Below are 18,566 nucleotides of genomic sequence, written 5' to 3' on the forward strand. Positions count from 1 at the left end.
ATCACTAGAACCAAACGCCAATTCCAAAATTCAACGTATTTTGAAGATCACTATTATCGGCAGCATTACTTCGGAATTGATAATCCCCTTTCAAAACTACACCGGGAGCAATATGATAGGTTAATCCCGTAGTGACATCCGTACGGTCGTATGTCTCATTCTCTACCAAAGTACCTGCTGTAGAAGCATGGGTATCGTACATTTCATAGCGGACAAAAGCAAACAATTTTTGTTCGTTTTGAATAGGCAATACATTGAAGGCTCCTTCTACATACCAACCCTGTAGGGCACTTCCTAGATCAGAACCGGTCAAAGCATTGTATTTCTCAGTGTCCGATAAGGATGCATGGATAAATTGACCACGTGCCGTAAACCGATTGTACGCATAACGTGCATCGAGTCCAAACATCGAAATTCCAATATTCGCCCCTTCGACCGTTTCAATATCATCCTCTGCCTGTGTTTTTCCAAAATAGGCAGAAAGACCTACACGCAATCCCGGTATACCATAATAATCGAATTTTGTTGAAAGTGTTGGACTATCGATTGTGGATTTTATCCCTTTTTGACGTCCCCCACGCAAACCGTTGGACCCCTTCAACACCCCAGATATACCACCTTCGCCATCGGAAAGGGTAGATTTGAAACCATTGAACAAATAAGCCTGGTAACCCAATGAAATATTATTGAAACGACCACTGACACCAACCCCTAATTCTCGCCATGTCGTAGGCACAATGACATTATCCATGGCGGGCCTTTCCGTTCCATTGAAGGTAGTAGGCTCATGAAACTCATTAACAATACCCATTGGCACCAACATAAGTCCACCCCTTAGGTTAACATTATTGGCCACATTATAATTTACAAAGGCCTGCTCAACAAATACCTCCTCTACATGCTCCAATTCTATTTCCGTTACAAACTGGGTTTTGTCATTAAATCGATATCCCATAAGCAAAACCAGTCTTTGCACATCCAATTCCCCGTTGTCACCTTCCGGTTGGTTATACAACATTTCGCCATAAGCCCCCATGGTAACAGCAGAGCCATAATTTCCGGACAATAAACGCTGTGCGGCGTTCAATTGCTTTTGGGGATTTAAGGTTATCGAATCGGTTTTGGTCTGCGCAGATAAAAATACCGTAAAAAGTACCGCTAATAATAGAATAGGCTTTCTCATGGTTTGGTTGTTATTATTTAGACTCATTAAGAATAATATCGGAATTAAAAGCGCAAAGATAATCGCTGAATTAAATTTTGCAAATTTTATTTAAACCAATTCTAAATAATAAAGTAAAACAAGATCATCGTTCTTGAACAATCACCCATAAATAAGTATTTCAGTGGTATTGGGAGAAAAGCTCGGAAGCTTTATTATAGGCTGCCTCAAAAGTCATCCAATGTACATTGGTATCGACTTTTTCCGCCGTAAAAAAGGAAAGCATTTTTTCGGTAGGCATATTACCGGTTAGTTCATCCTTGGCCATAGGACAGCCACCAAAACCTTGTATGGCCCCATCGAATCTTCTACAGCCAGACCTAAACGCCGCTTCTACCTTTTCGTGCCACCTAGCAGGTGTTGTATGTAAATGGGCACCAAATTCAATCTCTTGATATTTGGGAATCAAATTGGAAAATAGATATTCGATATTCCCAGGGGTCGAGGTACCGACGGTATCGGACAACGACAGAATACGAGCGCCCATTTCCGCCAATCTTTCCGTCCACTCCCCCACAATATCAACGTTCCATGGATCCCCATAGGGATTTCCGAAGCCCATGGATATATACGTCACTACCTGTTTGTTGTTCGCCTCCGCTATTTGTAGAATTTCCCTTAAGGTCTCTACCGATTGGGCAATGGTCTTATGGGTATTACGCATTTGAAAGTTCTCCGATATCGAAAACGGATATCCCAAATAAGAGATTTCATCGTGTTCCACGGCTGCCTGAGCCCCCCTTACATTGGCAACGATAGACAATAATTTACTAGTGGTACGGGATAGATCCAACATTGCCAAAACTTCTGCCGTATCGGCCATTTGAGGTATGGCCTTTGGCGACACGAAACTTCCAAAATCCAGGGTATCAAAACCACATCCGAGTAAGGACTGGATGTACTTTGCCTTTTGTTCGGTAGGAATGAAGTCCTTAATGCCTTGCATGGCATCCCTCGGACATTCTATTATTTTTACCTTATCGGTCATTTTATCGGCATTCAGCGCTTCCCAAAATTACTATTATTTATTTGATAATAATATAAACAGTCCTATCCCGATAAATACAACAACCTGAAGCCATTTAAGCACAAAACCAAGGCTGGAATGTCCTGTTATATATTTTGAAATAGCGCCAGAGAGTACGGCAATAAAGCTAAAGATTACGAATGCGACCAACATAAATATCAAGCCCAACACATAAAACTGGACAACGGTACTTAGAGTATCACTAAAAAGAAAACCAGGAAAAAAGGCCAAATAAAAAATGGCCACTTTGGGATTCAGAACGTTCATCAGGAAGCCCTGTTTAAACAACTTAAAGAATCCGTTTTTAGGAAGTTCGACACTGGCCAATTGCAATTGTGCATCACTTTTAAAAACCCTATACGCCAAATAAAATAGATATAGTGCCCCAAAGAGTTTTATAAGAAAGAAAACAAGGTCACTTTCCTTTATTACGGCCGAGACCCCAAAGGCCAAAAGGGATGTATGCACCAAACAGCCAGAAACCAAACCTGCTGCCGTGGCCATGCCATATTTTTTACCATTTACGATGCTCTGCATCAAAACATAGATGACATCGGGACCAGGTGCTATCGCCAATGCGGCGGAAGCTATAATAAAAGTTGAAAGGATATCGTAATTCAATGGCATGAAGAATTAGGACTGAAAAATACAAATTGTACCATAGAAAAAGATTCCCAGTAAAAATAACATCGTATTTGGTTTCCTTTAGTTTAGCCTTAGACCGAAATTCGTTGTACTGTCCTCCTACTTAATTTTAGCCAAAAGGGCTTTGTTTATTCTTTTGATCAGGGCCGGCCCTTCATAGATGAAACCGGTATATAATTGTACGAGATCCGCACCTGCTTCCAATTTTTCTATGGCGTCCTCAGCTGAATGGATACCTCCCACCCCAATAATAGGAAAAGCTTTATTACTTTTTTCCGCCAAAAACCGTATTACTTCCGTACTTCGGTCCTTTACCGGCTTACCACTTAATCCCCCTTTTTCCTCTACTAGGAATAGGGAGGATTTCAGCCCTTCCCTGGCAATGGTCGTATTTGTCGCTATGATACCATCAATCTTTGTATTTTCAACTATTTTAATGATATCCAACAATTGTGCATCGGACAAATCAGGCGCGATTTTCAACAATATTGGTTTTTCCGAAAAATCAGGGTGTGCTGCCGCTATTTTGGTATTCTCATGCTTAAGCTCTTTTAGCAAAGCCGTCAAAGGTTCTTTGTCTTGCAATTCCCGTAAGCCCGGGGTATTGGGTGAACTTACATTCACCACAAAATAATCAACATGGGGAAAAAGTGCATCAAAACAGATCAAGTAGTCTTTGATAGCCTCTGAATTTGGCGTCACTTTGTTCTTACCGATATTTCCCCCGATAATAACCTTATGTTTCTTTTTTAAACGATCAACAGCATCAAATACCCCTTTGTTATTAAAACCCATACGGTTAATAAGGGCTTGGTCGGCCTTTAGTCTAAAAATCCGTTTTTTAGGATTGCCGCTTTGGGGTTTTGGGGTAAGTGTCCCTATCTCTATAAAACCGAAACCGAAATCGGAAAGCTCATTGAACAAATTGGCCTCCTTGTCGAAACCAGCAGCTAGCCCTACAGGATTTTTGAATTTAAGTCCAAAAACCTCTTTTTCCAATGCCTTATCTTCTAAGACAAAGGTCGATTTATACAAACTTGTCAATCCCAATCTACCTAAAAAACGAAGGAGTGAAAAAGTGATATGATGGACTTTCTCAGGGTCTATTAAAAAAAGAATTGGGCGGATTAGTAGTTTGTACATGAATTACTTGAAATTTAGGCAAAAGTACAAACTCAACACTAGTAATCCGGCTTACCAACCTAAATTTGTCAACACTTTTAAGTTAATATCATTTATCGGGAATACTGTCCCTATAATTCGTAGGAACAACCCTATAGGGCTGCCGATACGCCTTTTCACAAAGATTCAGGTAAAGTTCGTATTGTTTTTCATTGAATACTTTTAAGGTGCGTATATCGACCAGCCGTTGGACTATTTCCATACTATCACTGATCACCTTATACTTTTCAGCCAAAACACCTAATTCCCCTGGCGAATTTTGCGGGTGTCTTTTCAAAAGATTATCAGCCTGGTTATTCAACAATTCATTCCTGTATTTCAATTCAGCACTCCAATTCCTGACCTTTTCCGTTTGTTCCTCATTGAGTTGGAAAATTTCGACCAAAGTAGAATCGGGAGTAATACCGACACCTAGGATACAATCATCCTGAGCCCTTAGGAACGGAGTAGCAAACACAAAAAACAATAACAACAATTTTCTTTCCAGCATACTTTTTCAATCGTAAAGAATATGGAAGCAAAATACTAATAATTATCCTTAAAATTAAAGATACATAAAGTTTATACAACAACTTATCGACCGTACTAAGGAGCGCCCCAAATGGCACTAAACCGAACTTAATTCAAATACCCTCCCCCCTAACTGCAGGTACGGGAACCACATTAGTACCTGTAGTACTTGCCATATGAAACAATAAAGGCCACCAAAATGGCGGCCTTTACCTATCAAATAATTTTACGCCTATTTAAGGGTGAAACTCAATCGAGCAAATAAGAACCTTCCTCCTATTCCGAACTGTTGTGCCCTACGTGACCAATCAAAACGTCCACTACTTCTATTGGTACCGGTTTGGGGATTTCCGTTCGAATCTATATAACTTATGGATTCTTCGGCCCTGTCCGGAAATATATCCAATAAGTTGTTTGCACCAATCGTTATGGTAGTACTTTCAGATAAATTATAACCAATGGACAAATCCGTTACTACTTTGGAACTGAATTCCTGTTGTAAGCCCACATTGGTTGTCGCCTCAGTAACTTTACCGAAATAAACATTCCTTAAAAAGATATTCAACTTATCGACATTTACCATATGGGAAAGATTGAGTTTGGTCCTAGGAACGGCTTCCTCAAGATACACCCTACTATCCTCTGGGAAATAGGTATCGACCAAACCTGCATCCTTCAAAACCTGCGAGGCTTTAATATCGCCCACCTGTTTCGTTTTGGACAAGGTAGCGGATAATGTGTTTTTCAATTTCGCATTATGGGCCACTACAAGGTCCCAAGTTACGACAGCATCAATTCCTTTCGATTCGGTATCGATTGCATTGGCAAAGAAGGATGCCGCCGTGGCATTTGCCTGTCGCAAAAGGTTATCCAATTCAGTTCCGGTTCCCGGACCACTAAACTGACCTGTATAAACCACCCGATCATCAATACTGACAAAATAACCATCTAGGGAAACCGTTACATTGGCCTCTGGAAATTTAGTGGTTAAACCAACACTGATACTTTTGGAGGTTTCTTCCTTTAATTGAGGAATCCCAAGTAACTGTGCCGCCCTACTATCGTTCGCAAAGGTGCCAACCTCTTGCGGATTTCCCGCTTGATCAAAAATAGTTGATGTTGAATTAAAATTAAGCTGATGTAAGGATGGTGCCCTGAACCCGGTATTCAATGCCGCCCTCAGATTCAGGTTTTCGGTAGCCTTGACCAAGGTTGCCAATTTGAAATTGATTGTTGACCCAAAATCTGAATAATTTTCAAAACGTGTTGCGAAGCTCGCCAAAAATGAATCCGTAATATCCGCTTCCACATCAAAATATCCAGCGACACTACTCCTTCCCCTAGACAATTCATTGCCTGGACTAAAACCAGGGAATACTTGCGAACCCCCAGGCCTTGAAGCCCCAAAAAAGTCCTGGGAAGCTTGTTGTGTAGCAATTGTTATTGCCTGTCCATTGGCTGTATATTGTGCATATGATGCTTCTTCCCCTGCAACGATCTCATAATTCTCCAAACGATATTCCGCCCCAAAAGCAATATTCAAACCGGACATAATATCATCATGGAATTTTGAAATATCCAGGTTGACGGTATTCTGCATAAAATTGAACCCCCCGGCATCAAAAATAGTCGGTGAAGCATTAAGCAATGAGGCATTGAATGTATTTCCTATAGTGTATAAAAAAGCATTTTTTCCGTATGTATTACTAAAATCAACATTCCAATCTGAAATCACACCTTTAATTCCCATAGAAATCGATTGATCGGTGATTTTGGAGTTGATCTCTGGCAAAAACCCATTAACATACGCAGGGGTATAGGTCCTACTTTGATTGGGAAGTCTATAAAAACCGGCAGAATTCCCTGTCCTTGAACTCAATCCTGCAAAGGAATACAACTCTGTTCCATTGTCATCCAGCGGTAAGGAAAAATTGGTAAAGAACCGTCCGCCCCGTAATGCCGATTGACCAACGCGCATATTAAAATCACTTCTTTCAAGCCCTCTTGCACTTAACTCGCTTTCCGTGTTATCGGCCGATAAGATTCCCTGTAATTCCGCTTTTGTGGCAGACGGACTTAAACCTAATCCCGCCTGATTCCCGTAATTGATCACATCATCGACGTCATCATCCAGAAGGTTTGCTAAATTGTATCCATCATTCAAGGCAAAACGTTCAACGGTATTGTAGAGATTAAAAACATCCCCTTCCCATTCTTTCATTCTACTATAGTCTTCCCTATAGTCGAAGTCCCCAGTGAAATTAATAAAACCGCCTCTATCCCCTAGACCCAATCCGTAATTTGCGCTGACATTGACCGTTTCCCCATCTACTCCGCCGGTTTGATCATTTGCATTTTTACTGAAATTTGCCCCGGTTGTAACATTTAGGCTTAATTCGTTTATGTTGTCATTCAAGACAATATTGATAACCCCGGCTATGGCATCGGATCCATATTGGGCCGCAGCCCCATCACGTAATACTTCCAAGCGCTTTATGGAAGCCGCGGGTATTGCATTCAAATCGGTACCGACACTTCCTCGACCGAATGTTCCGTTAACGTTGACCAAGGATGAATTATGTCTTCTTTTCCCATTGATCAAAACCAGTACCTGATCAGGACCTAATCCGCGTAAGGAAGCTGGATCAACATGATCGGTACCATCGGAAATGGTCTGGGTGTTTGATGTAAATGAAGGTGCCACATAATTCAGTATTTGGTTAAGATTTACTTGGGGGGCAACATTATTCAATTCTTTCACATCAATAACATCAACCGGAACCGCACTTTCCAAAGCTGTCCTATTCGGGTTCCTTGAACCTATGACAATGGCCTCGGCCAACTGGATCCCTGAGGTCAATGTGATGTTTATCACCGTGGAATCAACAACAACTTCCTTTACCTCGAAACCAATAAAAGAAACCACCAAGGTTTCACCCATATCGGCAACGATACTGAAGTTGCCGTCAAAATCAGTTGTAGTACCTACGGATGTCCCTTTTTTAACTACCGAAGCACCACCTAAGGGCACTCCATTTTCATCCAATACCGTACCCGAAATTTGCGCGCTGGCAAAACTTAAGCCCCCTAACAACAGGAGCATAAAAATTACATAATTTTTCATCATAATTGAGTGTTTTTGAGTTTATTCTGAATATAAGGTAAGTAATTATTTACAAACGATCAATCCAACGAAGAAACGGGGAACTAAATGACCTTAAATTATAAGGGTGACAAATGAACAAAATCGTATTTTTGAATAAACAAAAAGTCCATGCAACAACTTATCGACCGTTTTTTGGGTTACGTAAAAATTGACACACAGAGCAACCCTAATTCAAAAACCACCCCAAGTACAGAGAAACAATGGAATTTAGCCACGGAACTCGCTTATGAGCTTGAACGTATTGGACTAAAAGAGGTCACCATCGATGACAATGCTTACATCATGGCCACCCTACCTAGTAATATTGATAAGGAAGTTCCGACCATAGGTTTTATTTCGCATTTTGATACTTCCCCTGATTTTAACGGTACTGATGTCAATCCCCAAATCATCGAGAACTATGACGGGAAGGATATTATCCTAAACAAAGAGAAGAATATTGTTCTCTCCCCCGATTATTTTGATGACCTATTACAATACAAAGGTCAAACCCTGATTACGACCGACGGCACTACATTACTTGGTGCAGATGACAAAGCCGGTATAGCCGAAATCGTTACGGCCATGGAATATTTGGTTCGCCATCCTGAAATTAAACACGGTACCATTAGGGTGGGCTTTACCCCTGATGAGGAAATTGGTCGGGGAGCACACAAATTCGATGTGGAAAAGTTTGGTGCGGATTGGGCTTATACCATGGATGGAAGTCAAATTGGGGAATTGGAGTATGAGAATTTCAATGCGGCAGGTGCCAAAGTGGTTGTAACAGGGAAAAGTGTACACCCGGGTTATGCGAAAGGCAAAATGATCAATGCCATAAGTATTGCCAATGAATTCATAGGGATCTTACCTCCCGAGGAAACCCCCCAAAACACAACCGATAGGGAAGGTTTCTTCCATATTCACCATCTCAAGGGGGAAATAGAACATGCTGAATTTGAATTGATCATCAGAGATCATGACAAGGATAAGTTTGAGGAAAGGAAAGAACTACTACAAAAAATTACTGATAAATTAAATGCCATTCATGGTCCTTGCGTTCAACTCGAAATAAAGGACCAATATTTCAATATGCGCGAAAAGGTTGAACCCGTTTTCCATATCGTGGAGATAGCCAAAGAAGCGATGGAGGAAATCGGTATTACCCCCATCATAAAACCCATCCGAGGGGGTACCGACGGATCGCAATTGAGTTTTATGGGACTTCCCTGTCCGAATATTTTCGCTGGCGGACATAATTTTCATGGAAAATACGAATATGTCCCTGTTGAGAGTATGCTTAAAGCGGTTGCCGTCATCATTAAAATCTGTGAATTAACTGCCAAAAAAATGTAAGCCCATGAATGTTGCTTCCAAGGTAGAAGCATATTTTGAAGAGGAGCATCGCTTTAGGGAAGGTGTTCAAATTTTGAGGGACTTAGCGGTAACGACCAAGGCAGAAGAGACTTTTAAATGGCAATCCCCCGTATATGCGCTTAACGGGAAAAATGTATTTTGGATATCAAGGTTCAAAAACCATTTCAGTATCGGTTTTTTCAATGGCATCTTCTTAAAGGATCCCGAAAAGATATTGGTCAATGCCCAGAAAGGTAAGACCCAAGCCATGCGACACCTGAAATTTGAATCCGTTTCGGATATTGATTCCATTACCGTACTGGCATATATGAACGAAGCGCTGCGCAACCAGGAAAAGGGCATTCAATTGCTACCCAACAAAGGTCAAAACCCCAACCTTATATTACCTGGGTTATTGGCAAAGGCCCTAACCGATAGCCCTGAAATCAAAAAGGCATTCTATGGATTATCACCCTACCGACAGCGGGAATACGCTGAATATATAGCCAATGCGAAACAAGAGAAAACGAAACTTTCCAGAATAGAAAAAATATCGATCTTGATAAAAGCGGGAAGGGGCCTTAACGATAGGTACCGATCCAAATAGATCAAGAAAACCCGACCATGGATTTCCAAGGGTTTAAAACACGATTGATACGCAGACCTGACAAGACAAAAAAAAGCCAATGGATCAAACCATTGGCCTTTTCAAGATTCCATTAAGGATTACCTTTATTTCGTAGCTGGTGTATTCACCTTTTTACTCATTTCCAAGGAAATAGCGGAACGATCGAATTTCAATTTTCCGGCCATTGTTTCAATGACGCATGAAGAATCCTTATCATTCAAATCAACCACTTTACCGTGCAATCCACTTTTTGTAACAATACGATCGCCGCGTTTCAATTCCGCAGCGAATTTTTTTTCATCTTTTTGTCTTTTCATTTGCGGTCGGATCATAAAAAAATATGCCACCACAAAAATGAGGATCATTGGTAAAAAATCCATTATACTTCCACTTCCCATTGTATCTATTATTACGTTGCTTATTTAACAGGACCTAATGGTGCTGCTCCTTTTTTATTGACGAAAGCCTTTATCTTCAACATCTCACTACCTTTTGCTGTATTCGCTACAACGGTAATGGTTTTTGTTATCTGATTTTGTCCGGCTCCATTATACTTGACTTTTAATTCTCCTTGTTCCCCTGGAGCAATTGGATCTTTTGGTGGATTTGGAACTGTACACCCACAGCTACTGGTAGCTTTGGTTATCACCAAAGGGGCATCACCGGTATTGGTGAATTTGAAAACGGTTTCTTGTGGTGTTCCTTGGGTGATTGTCCCAAAATCGTGCTCAACCTTGTCAAATACCATTACGGGTAAAAGTTTAGCAGCTTCATCACGTTCAGCGGCAACAGCCACATTATCGTCCTTTACTTTGCTTGAAGCATTTTCCTTACAGGAAACAAGTCCTAACAAAACAACTAGGCTTAAACCTAAAATAGCTCTTTTCATTGATAAATTTTTTTTGATTCGACCCAAAATTAAAGAATTAATTTATAATAGTCCCCGCCCTACCTTGTTAAGTTTTCCTTCGGCTTTGTATTCCTTCACTAATTTATCGAGTATGCCGTTTATGAAGATACTACTCTTTGGGGTTGAGTATTCCTTCGCAATTTCCAAAAACTCATTGATGGTCACTTTTTCGGGGATGGAAGGAAAGTTCAATAATTCACATATGGCCATTTTCAACAATATCGAATCGATGTCCGCTATACGATCCTTATCCCAGTTTGGCGTTTTACCCTCAATTTCCTTTTCCCATTTGGCATTGTTCAATAAGGTTTTGGTCAATAGTCGCTTTGCGAATACCATATCCTCATCATCCTTTAGGAGCTTTGGCAAGAAAAAGGATTCGTTTTGGTCCTCCTTCACTTTCTTGAATTGTTTGAGGATAAAGGTATTTACGATAGGGATATCGTCTACCCAGGTCAACTTATCATCTTCAAGGTAGTCGTAGATCTTTTCATTGGGGGCTATAATAACCTTGAACAAACCCGCTATCAGTTCTTTATCCTCCTTATAGGTTCTAGAGGGAATTTGCATATAATCGAGATACGCTTTGCTCCCTATAATCTCCTTATAAATCAGCTTTACGTATTCCTCGTTCAAATACCAATTCTTCAATTTCCTTTTTTCCAATGCTTCCTTTAGCCTTTCATTATGGGCCAACTGCAACAACAATTTGTTGTTTGCGAATTTTTGATTGTCCGGAAACGCATCGGCATCGGTGGCCATGTACTTTTTAGATGAAAGCTTGATTTTTTCCTCTGCCAATTGTCGAACCTCGATCAATAGACTAAGCATCAGTAAATAGAGCGAATACATGTTCTCTATGCTTACTTTTAAAAATTTTTCCTGTTTTTCAAGGGAATCATCCTTTGACTGGGTCAATGCATATATACATTGCATCACCTTTACGCGTATGTGCCTTCTTGTAAGCATTTCGAAGAACTTTTTTTAAGATTGGTTTACATTCTAAGCCGCAAAAATAGAAATCATTTTTCAATCTATGGGTTCTATTGCAACTATTCTCTTATTTATAAATATTATAACATCTGGTTTTAAGTCAAACTTCTATCTTTGGCGAATGGTTTGACCATAACAAAACCACTCAGCTGACCAGCTTTATGAAAGAACTTAAACACCTTAATAAATACTTTAAAAAATATTGGTTAAAACTTCTGGTAGGGATGGTAATTACTGTCGTTGCCAAGATTTTTCAGTTGGTCATGCCCTCCTATGTCCAAAAATCGATTACCACGGTTGAGGACTTTATTAAGGGCGAAATCACCCAGGAAACCGCCAAAGACCACCTTTTGGAATTTATCCTGATAATCGTGGGGGCCGCATTGCTCTCCGGTTTTTTCACTTTTCTAATGCGACAGACCATTATTTATGTCTCCCGCTATATTGAATACGATCTTAAGAATGAGATTTTCGATCATTACCAATACTTAAGTTTGAATTTTTACAAAAAAAACCGAACGGGTGATTTAATGAACCGGATCAGTGAGGACGTCAGTCAGGTTCGTATGTATTCGGGTCCTGCCTTAATGTACGGCATCAACACCATAACCCTATTTGCATGCATTATTCCCATAATGTTCTTTACGGCCCCAACTTTGGCCGCCTATACCTTGATTCCGTTACCCATCCTTTCGATACTCATATACCAAATAAGTAAAATAATACACAAACGAAGTACAGTCGTACAAGAATACCTATCTACCCTTTCCACATTCACACAAGAGGTTTTTTCCGGTGTATCGGTGATCAAGGCCTATGCCATAGAACCACAGATCAATGCCGAATTAAAGGTACTGGCCTTGGAAGGCAAGGAAAAAAGTATGGATCTTGCCAAGGTAAACGCCTGGTTTTTCCCCCTAATGATATTGCTAATAGGGATCAGTAATATTTTCGTTATTTATATTGGAGGCCATCAATATATAGACGGTGAGATTGCCTCTGTAGGCGTAATTGCCGAATTCGTCCTTTATGTAAACATGTTGACCTGGCCTGTTGCCATTGTGGGATGGCTTACCTCCATCATTCAACGTGCGGAAGCCTCACAGAAAAGGATCAATGAGTTTTTAAATGAAAAACCCCAAATCAAAAACGAAGTAAAGGAAGACACACCGATAAAGGGAAAAATAGAATTCAAAAATGTAAGCTACACCTATGAGGATACCAATATTATGGCCTTAAAGGATATTTCCTTTACGATAGAAGAAGGCCAAACCGTTGCTATCCTTGGAAAAACGGGATCGGGCAAGTCAACGATACTCGATTTGATCGCCAGACTTTATGATGTTGGCTCCGGTGAAATATTGATTGATGATGTCCCTATCAAAAAACTAAACCTATATAGCCTACGTCAGGCTATTGGGGCCGTACCCCAGGACGCATTTCTATTTTCCGACACCATCAAGAACAATATAAAATTCGGTAAAGCCAGTGCCACGGATGAGGAAGTGATCAAGGTTGCTAAAAGTGCCGTGGTACACAAAAACATTATAGAATTCAACAAACAATACGATACCATTTTGGGAGAGCGTGGCATTACTTTAAGCGGTGGCCAAAAACAACGTATTTCCATTGCAAGGGCCCTTTTGAAAGATCCGGAAATCTATCTTTTCGATGATTGCCTTTCGGCTGTGGACACCGAAACGGAAGAAACCATTTTAAACAATCTACAGAAAGCATCCAAGGCCAAAACAACGATTATCGTTAGCCATAGGGTATCCTCGGCAATAAATGCCGACAAAATACTGGTTTTGAGTGAAGGTAAGTTATTACAGTCGGGCACCCATGAAGAATTGAACAATGTGGATGGCTATTATAAGGAACTCTATCTTCACCAACTTTCCGAGAAAGAAAACTAACATTATTGTTGCTAACTACGCTTTTTTTTTACAATTTTGAGGATTAGACACTATTTTAATTAACTAGAAACTTGAAAAATGAGCGACAAAGAATTAATAGATCAGGAAGAGATACACTCCAAGGTATTGAGAGCCGGAAGGAGAACATATTTCTTTGATGTAAGAAGTACCAAAGCAGGTGACTACTATCTAACAATAACCGAAAGCAAGAAATTCACACATGATGACGGTTCGTTTCATTACAAAAAACACAAAATTTACCTGTACAAAGAAGATTTTGCCGCATTTAAGGAAAATGTAGAAGAAATGATGGATTTTATCATTGCGGAAAAAGGGACAGAAGTTATCTCAGAGAGACACCAAAAAGATTTTAAAAAAGAAGAATTTCATGAAAATGGTGAAATGAAACCTTCAGAGAGTTTTACCGATGTCAGTTTTGATGATATTTAGAACCAAACCAAATATTTTTAAAAAACGACCCTGATAATCAGGGTCGTTTTTTTATTTTTAACAAAAGCTAATCCTTCAAATATGAAATATCCACTTTCGATTGTATTCCTCCTTTCGTTTACATTTGGCTCCCTTGCTCAAAATGCCATTGGCCTCGATTATTATCTTCCCCAGAATATCACTTATAACAAAAATATACCTACTCCCAAGGAAGTCATTGGCCATGAAGTGGGCGAATGGCATGTAACCCATGACAAATTGGTGCTCTATATGCAGACGTTGGCCGAAAAAAGTGACAGGATAACCCTGGAAAACCGGGGTGTGACTTTTGAAGGACGACCTATATTGTTATTAACCATCACATCACCTAAAAACCAGCGGAACATCAATACGATACAAAAAAATCATATTGCACTCACTGAAAACAACAGCAATGGCCTTGACACGGACAGTATGCCCGTAGTCGTGTACCAAGGGTTCTCCATACATGGTAATGAACCAAGTGGTTCCAATGCAGGCTTAGCCTATGCCTATTACCTGGCGGCTGCTGAAGGTCCGGAAATTGAGGATCTGTTGGACCACGTTGTCATTCTTATGGATCCCTGTTTCAATCCTGATGGATTGCAACGCTTTGCCTATTGGGCCAATACGAACAAAAGCATCCATCCCGTTACCGATAATAATGAAAGGGAATTTCATGAGGTATGGCCCGGCGGAAGAACCAACCACTATTGGTTTGACATGAACCGGGATTGGTTACCGGTACAGCTTCCCGAAAGTAGGGCCCGTATCCGAAGCTTTCATCAGTGGAACCCCAATATCCTAACAGACCATCATGAAATGGGCACTAATTCCACCTTCTTCTTCCAACCTGGAGAACCTACAAGGGTGCATCCTTTGACCCCTAAAATCAATCAGGAGTTGACTGCCGAAATCGGCACGTACCACGCCAAGGCATTGGATAAGATCGGCTCATTGTATTTTTCAGAGGAAAATTATGACGATTATTTCTACGGCAAAGGTTCTACTTTCCCCGATGTAAATGGGGGAATTGGTATTTTGTTCGAACAGGCCAGCTCAAGGGGCCATGCACAAGAATCGGAAAACGGGCTATTGACCTTCCCTTTCACCATTCGAAATCAATTTACAACGGCTTTGTCCACGATTGAAGCAGCCTATAAGATGAGGGTTAAATTATTGGATTATCAACGTGACTTTTTTAATGGGGCCCGAACCGAAGCCGGGAAAAGTAAATCAAAATCGATTGTTTTTGGCGATAATAAGGATGCGGCAAAAAGCTGGCATTTGGCAGAAATCCTAAACCGCCACAAAATAAAATTCCATGCCTTGGCGAATGATGCCACCATTGATGGAAAAAATTATACAAAAGGAAATAGTTATGTGGTGCCCTTGGATCAAAAAAACCATCGATTGATCAAGGCCATGTTTGAAAAACGCACTTCGTTTACCGATAGTCTTTTTTATGATATTTCAGCATGGACGTTCCCCTTGGCATTCAATGTCGACTATACGGAACAAAATAGCATGGCGCATGCCGGTGCGGAGATAACAGACCTTACACCCTTGACGGGAAATGTTACCGGTAAGAGTACTTACGCCTATCTATTTGAATGGAATGGGTATTACACCCCCAAGGCATTGAACAGAATCGTAGAGAAAGGCTTAAGGGCCAAGGTAGCCAAATCCCCGTTCACCATTGAAGGCAAATTCTATGATTATGGTACGATCATGGTGCCGGTACAAAACCAGGATTTGGATATAGAGGAACTGTACACTTTCCTAAAAGGGGTGGCACAAGAAAGTCAGTTACAGATTACGGCCGTTGGCACAGGCCATACCAAAGGAATCGATTTGGGAAGTAATGATTTCGACCCTATCAAAAAACAGAAAGTTGCGATTTTAGTGGGTGATGGTATTCGTTCCTATGATGCAGGGGAGATTTGGCATTTGTTCGACACCCGCTACAACATTCCATTGACAAAACTGGACATGTCTTACTTTAGCACTTTGGATTTGGACAAATACACCGATCTGATCATTCCCAGTACGAGCTCCTGGGGCAAAAAAGGCATCAGTAAAAAGGATGCTGAAAAATTAACGGACTGGGTCAAAAACGGGGGTACCTTGATTGGGTACCGCAATATCGCCGAATGGTTAGATAAAAACAAAATCGTTACACTGAAATTCCGGAAAGACACTTTGGTCGCCAAAGACATACCCTTTGCAAAAAAGAAAGATTTTAAGGGGGCCCAAGTAACCGGAGGAGCCATTTTCGAAGCAAAATTAGACAGATCACACCCCATTAATTTTGGGTATAAGAATGACAAGCTTCCTTTATTCCGCAACACCAACATTTATATAGAACCCGACAAGAACAGCTTTAATAATCCTATCCAATATACCAACGATCCATTATTAAGCGGATATATTTCAGAGGAGAATCTGGAACTACTTAAAGGCTCTGTACCTTTTACCATAAAAAAGGTCGGTAAAGGCCGAGTGATCATTTTTACCGATAATACCAATTTTAGGGCCTTTTGGTATGGCACGAATAAATTATTAATGAATGCCATCTTCTTTGGGGATATGATGTAACCCTAAACAAGTTTTACATACAATAGGTTAAAAAGCAAATGGCCTAAAAAAACAAGGAATGCCAATCCTACACCAAACAGGTAGGCAAGCAATACAAACAAAAGAGTATAGTATATAGGGAACAAGACAATCCCCAATGCAAAACGCAAAGTGGCCCTGAATTCGACATCCATCTTAAGGGGTTTTACAAAGGTGTACCATATGAGGAGTACCGGAAAGTTCACCATCGTAAAAATGAACTTCATACCCTTTGCGAACACCCGGTTTTCCTTTTGCTTTGTCCCTTTTTGAATTGGTGCACCGATTTCTTTTATTTTCCCATTTACGGTAATGGGGTCTAGATAATCCACTCCCTGGCCATCCAAAGCTTCAATAACACTGTTGTAATCCTCACCTTCCGGAATATGGGTCGTCAACTGTTTTAAACGTTCATACACCTCTTTTTTGAGTTGGCTTTCAGTACGGGTCAAATCTTTAGGGTCATAAAACCCCTGCACAGCAAGATCCTTCCCGATATGCAAGGCCACACTATCAGGAAAGCCTTGGGCTTTTAGGTAATTCAACCCTACCGGTACTATTCTAATATCCAAATCCGGATTTTTTTCCAATGCGGAAAATATCATCTTTACAAAACCCTTTCGCATGGGCCATCGAACCCGTCGATGAAGGCCGTGATTTCCTTCTGGGAAAAGCATCAATGTTTTCCCCTGTGACAAGAGTTTACCGCATTTATCAAAAATTGCCGGATTATTCTTAAGGGTTTCCCTTCCATCCCTAAACCTATAAATTGGAATCATTCGTAGGTAGTGCAAAAACCGACTGACCCATGGTTTTTTAAAAACGTCGGACCGCGCCAAAAAATAGGGTGCCTCCTTAACGTTCATAACGATGATCAAGGCATCCATCAAGGCGTTCTGATGGTTCGCCAAAAGTATAATGGGCTTATCCTTTGGAATATTCCGTAGCCCTTCCACCTTGATTTTTTTGAAATAAAAAAACAGACTGGTCCTAATATAAAGTTTTAAAATCCTGTATCCTATCCTCATGAAGCCAATTCCTCTTTCCCAATAGGTTTATACCCCCAAAATGCGGAGAGCACCAAACCAGAAACCAAATGCCATATTCCCCAAAAAGCCGCAAGCAATGCCATACCCCCCAAACCTTCAAAAAAAGTGAAGATCAACAGCAGTCCCAAACCTGAATTTTGAATACCCGTTTCAATAGTAATCGATCGCACGTCCCTAGTGGACAACCCCATCAATCTTGCAATGGAAAATCCTGTCAAGAAAGCCAAGAGGTTATGAATGAGTACAATCCAGAAAACATAAAAAATATAATCCACAAATATTTCCCTATTATTATAGAGGGCAAGGAAAATCAGGGCAATAAAAAAGACCAAGGAAATCCATTTCAACACTTTGGCCATTTTCTTGGCCAACACAGGTTTTAGGTAATTCACCCACATACCCAAAAGCAAGGGAATAGCCAATAACAAGGAAACCAATTTCACCATTTCATACGGCGATATGGCAACATCCTTCAATATTATTGCGGTAGGCCCATACAAAGAACCCCAAAGCTCAAGGTTAAACGGCGTCATAAAAACCGCCATAAGCGTGGCCACTGCCGTAAGACTAACGGACAATGCGGAATTACCATTGGCCAAATGGGTTATGAAATTGGAGATATTACCTCCCGGACAGGCGGCGACCATAAACATTCCCAAGGCAATACTTGGAATGGGTTCTATGAGCCAAACCAACACAAAGGTCATTGCAGGTAAGATTAAAAATTGACTGCAAACCCCCGTTAAAATGGATTTAGGTTTCTTGAGAAGTCTTTTGAAATCCCCCACCGATATTTCCAAGGCAATTCCGAACATGACCAAAGCCAAGGCAATATTCAATATCCATAGAGTTTGGCTATCGAAATTAATATGAACATTATCGAGTACGGTATCGGTCAA

16 protein-coding genes are annotated in these 18,566 nt (G+C 40.6%); 5 read left to right on the plus strand and 11 right to left on the minus strand.

Features of this window, described 5'->3' with window-relative positions; translation table 11 throughout:
• Positions 1-4: 4 nt before the first annotated feature.
• The 6 genes from LX92_RS05540 to LX92_RS05565 form a co-directional block, all read right to left on the minus strand.
• Positions 5-1,183, minus strand: a complete 1,179-nt coding sequence (locus tag LX92_RS05540; RefSeq protein WP_109649648.1) for a hypothetical protein — start codon at positions 1,181-1,183, stop codon at positions 5-7.
• Positions 1,184-1,343: 160 nt separating this feature from the next.
• Positions 1,344-2,210, minus strand: coding sequence for a hydroxymethylglutaryl-CoA lyase (locus LX92_RS05545; RefSeq protein ID WP_109649299.1), 867 nt, complete (start codon positions 2,208-2,210; stop codon positions 1,344-1,346).
• 33 nt (positions 2,211-2,243) lie between these two features.
• Positions 2,244-2,870, minus strand: a complete 627-nt coding sequence (locus LX92_RS05550) for a LysE family translocator (RefSeq protein ID WP_170117804.1) — start codon at positions 2,868-2,870, stop codon at positions 2,244-2,246.
• A gap of 123 nt (positions 2,871-2,993) precedes the next feature.
• Positions 2,994-4,037, minus strand: a complete 1,044-nt coding sequence (locus LX92_RS05555; RefSeq protein ID WP_109649301.1) for a quinone-dependent dihydroorotate dehydrogenase — start codon at positions 4,035-4,037, stop codon at positions 2,994-2,996.
• An 88-nt stretch (positions 4,038-4,125) separates the two neighbouring features.
• Complete coding sequence (locus LX92_RS05560) at positions 4,126-4,566, minus strand: hypothetical protein (RefSeq protein ID WP_109649302.1); 441 nt, start codon at positions 4,564-4,566, stop codon at positions 4,126-4,128.
• Positions 4,567-4,818: 252 nt separating this feature from the next.
• Complete coding sequence (locus LX92_RS05565; RefSeq protein ID WP_109649649.1) at positions 4,819-7,710, minus strand: TonB-dependent receptor; 2,892 nt, start codon at positions 7,708-7,710, stop codon at positions 4,819-4,821.
• Positions 7,711-7,860: 150 nt separating this feature from the next.
• Here LX92_RS05565 and pepT point away from each other — a divergent pair, with 150 nt between their 5' ends.
• Both pepT and LX92_RS05575 read left to right on the plus strand, forming a co-directional pair.
• The gene (gene pepT, locus LX92_RS05570; RefSeq protein WP_109649303.1) at positions 7,861-9,087 is read left to right on the plus strand and encodes a peptidase T; all 1,227 of its coding nucleotides are present in this window, start codon (positions 7,861-7,863) and stop codon (positions 9,085-9,087) included.
• Positions 9,088-9,091: 4 nt separating this feature from the next.
• Entirely contained in the window at positions 9,092-9,694 is a 603-nt protein-coding gene (locus tag LX92_RS05575) for a YdeI/OmpD-associated family protein (protein ID WP_109649304.1), read from the plus strand.
• 125 nt (positions 9,695-9,819) lie between these two features.
• On the opposite strand, the gene yajC is transcribed toward LX92_RS05575, so the two are convergent.
• Genes yajC through nusB form a run of 3 tightly spaced genes read right to left on the minus strand, consistent with a single transcriptional unit; the run spans position 9,820 to position 11,594 of the window.
• The gene (gene yajC / locus LX92_RS05580) at positions 9,820-10,113 is read right to left on the minus strand and encodes a preprotein translocase subunit YajC (RefSeq protein ID WP_109649305.1); all 294 of its coding nucleotides are present in this window, start codon (positions 10,111-10,113) and stop codon (positions 9,820-9,822) included.
• 20 nt (positions 10,114-10,133) lie between these two features.
• Positions 10,134-10,604 (minus strand): DUF1573 domain-containing protein, encoded by a 471-nt coding sequence (locus LX92_RS05585; RefSeq protein WP_109649306.1) that lies wholly within the window; start codon positions 10,602-10,604, stop codon positions 10,134-10,136.
• 42 nt (positions 10,605-10,646) lie between these two features.
• Positions 10,647-11,594, minus strand: coding sequence for a transcription antitermination factor NusB (nusB, locus tag LX92_RS05590; RefSeq protein ID WP_109649307.1), 948 nt, complete (start codon positions 11,592-11,594; stop codon positions 10,647-10,649).
• A 185-nt stretch (positions 11,595-11,779) separates the two neighbouring features.
• On the opposite strand from nusB, the gene LX92_RS05595 reads away from it, so the two are divergent.
• The 3 genes from LX92_RS05595 (at position 11,780) to LX92_RS05605 (ending at position 16,600) form a co-directional block, all read left to right on the plus strand.
• Positions 11,780-13,534, plus strand: coding sequence for an ABC transporter ATP-binding protein (locus LX92_RS05595; RefSeq protein ID WP_109649308.1), 1,755 nt, complete (start codon positions 11,780-11,782; stop codon positions 13,532-13,534).
• 78 nt (positions 13,535-13,612) lie between these two features.
• Positions 13,613-13,984, plus strand: a complete 372-nt coding sequence (locus tag LX92_RS05600) for a PUR family DNA/RNA-binding protein (RefSeq protein WP_109649309.1) — start codon at positions 13,613-13,615, stop codon at positions 13,982-13,984.
• An 81-nt stretch (positions 13,985-14,065) separates the two neighbouring features.
• Positions 14,066-16,600, plus strand: coding sequence for a M14 family zinc carboxypeptidase (locus tag LX92_RS05605; protein WP_109649310.1), 2,535 nt, complete (start codon positions 14,066-14,068; stop codon positions 16,598-16,600).
• A gap of 2 nt (positions 16,601-16,602) precedes the next feature.
• On the opposite strand, the gene LX92_RS05610 is transcribed toward LX92_RS05605, so the two are convergent.
• Positions 16,603-17,646 (minus strand): lysophospholipid acyltransferase family protein, encoded by a 1,044-nt coding sequence (locus LX92_RS05610; protein ID WP_109649311.1) that lies wholly within the window; start codon positions 17,644-17,646, stop codon positions 16,603-16,605.
• Entirely contained in the window at positions 17,643-18,566 is a 924-nt protein-coding gene (locus LX92_RS05615; protein WP_109649312.1) for a bile acid:sodium symporter family protein, read from the minus strand. Before LX92_RS05615 ends, LX92_RS05610 begins: the two co-directional genes overlap by 4 nt.

The sequence above is a fragment of the Maribacter polysiphoniae genome, from assembly GCF_003148665.1.
GTDB classification, from domain to species: Bacteria; Bacteroidota; Bacteroidia; order Flavobacteriales; family Flavobacteriaceae; genus Maribacter_A; species Maribacter_A polysiphoniae.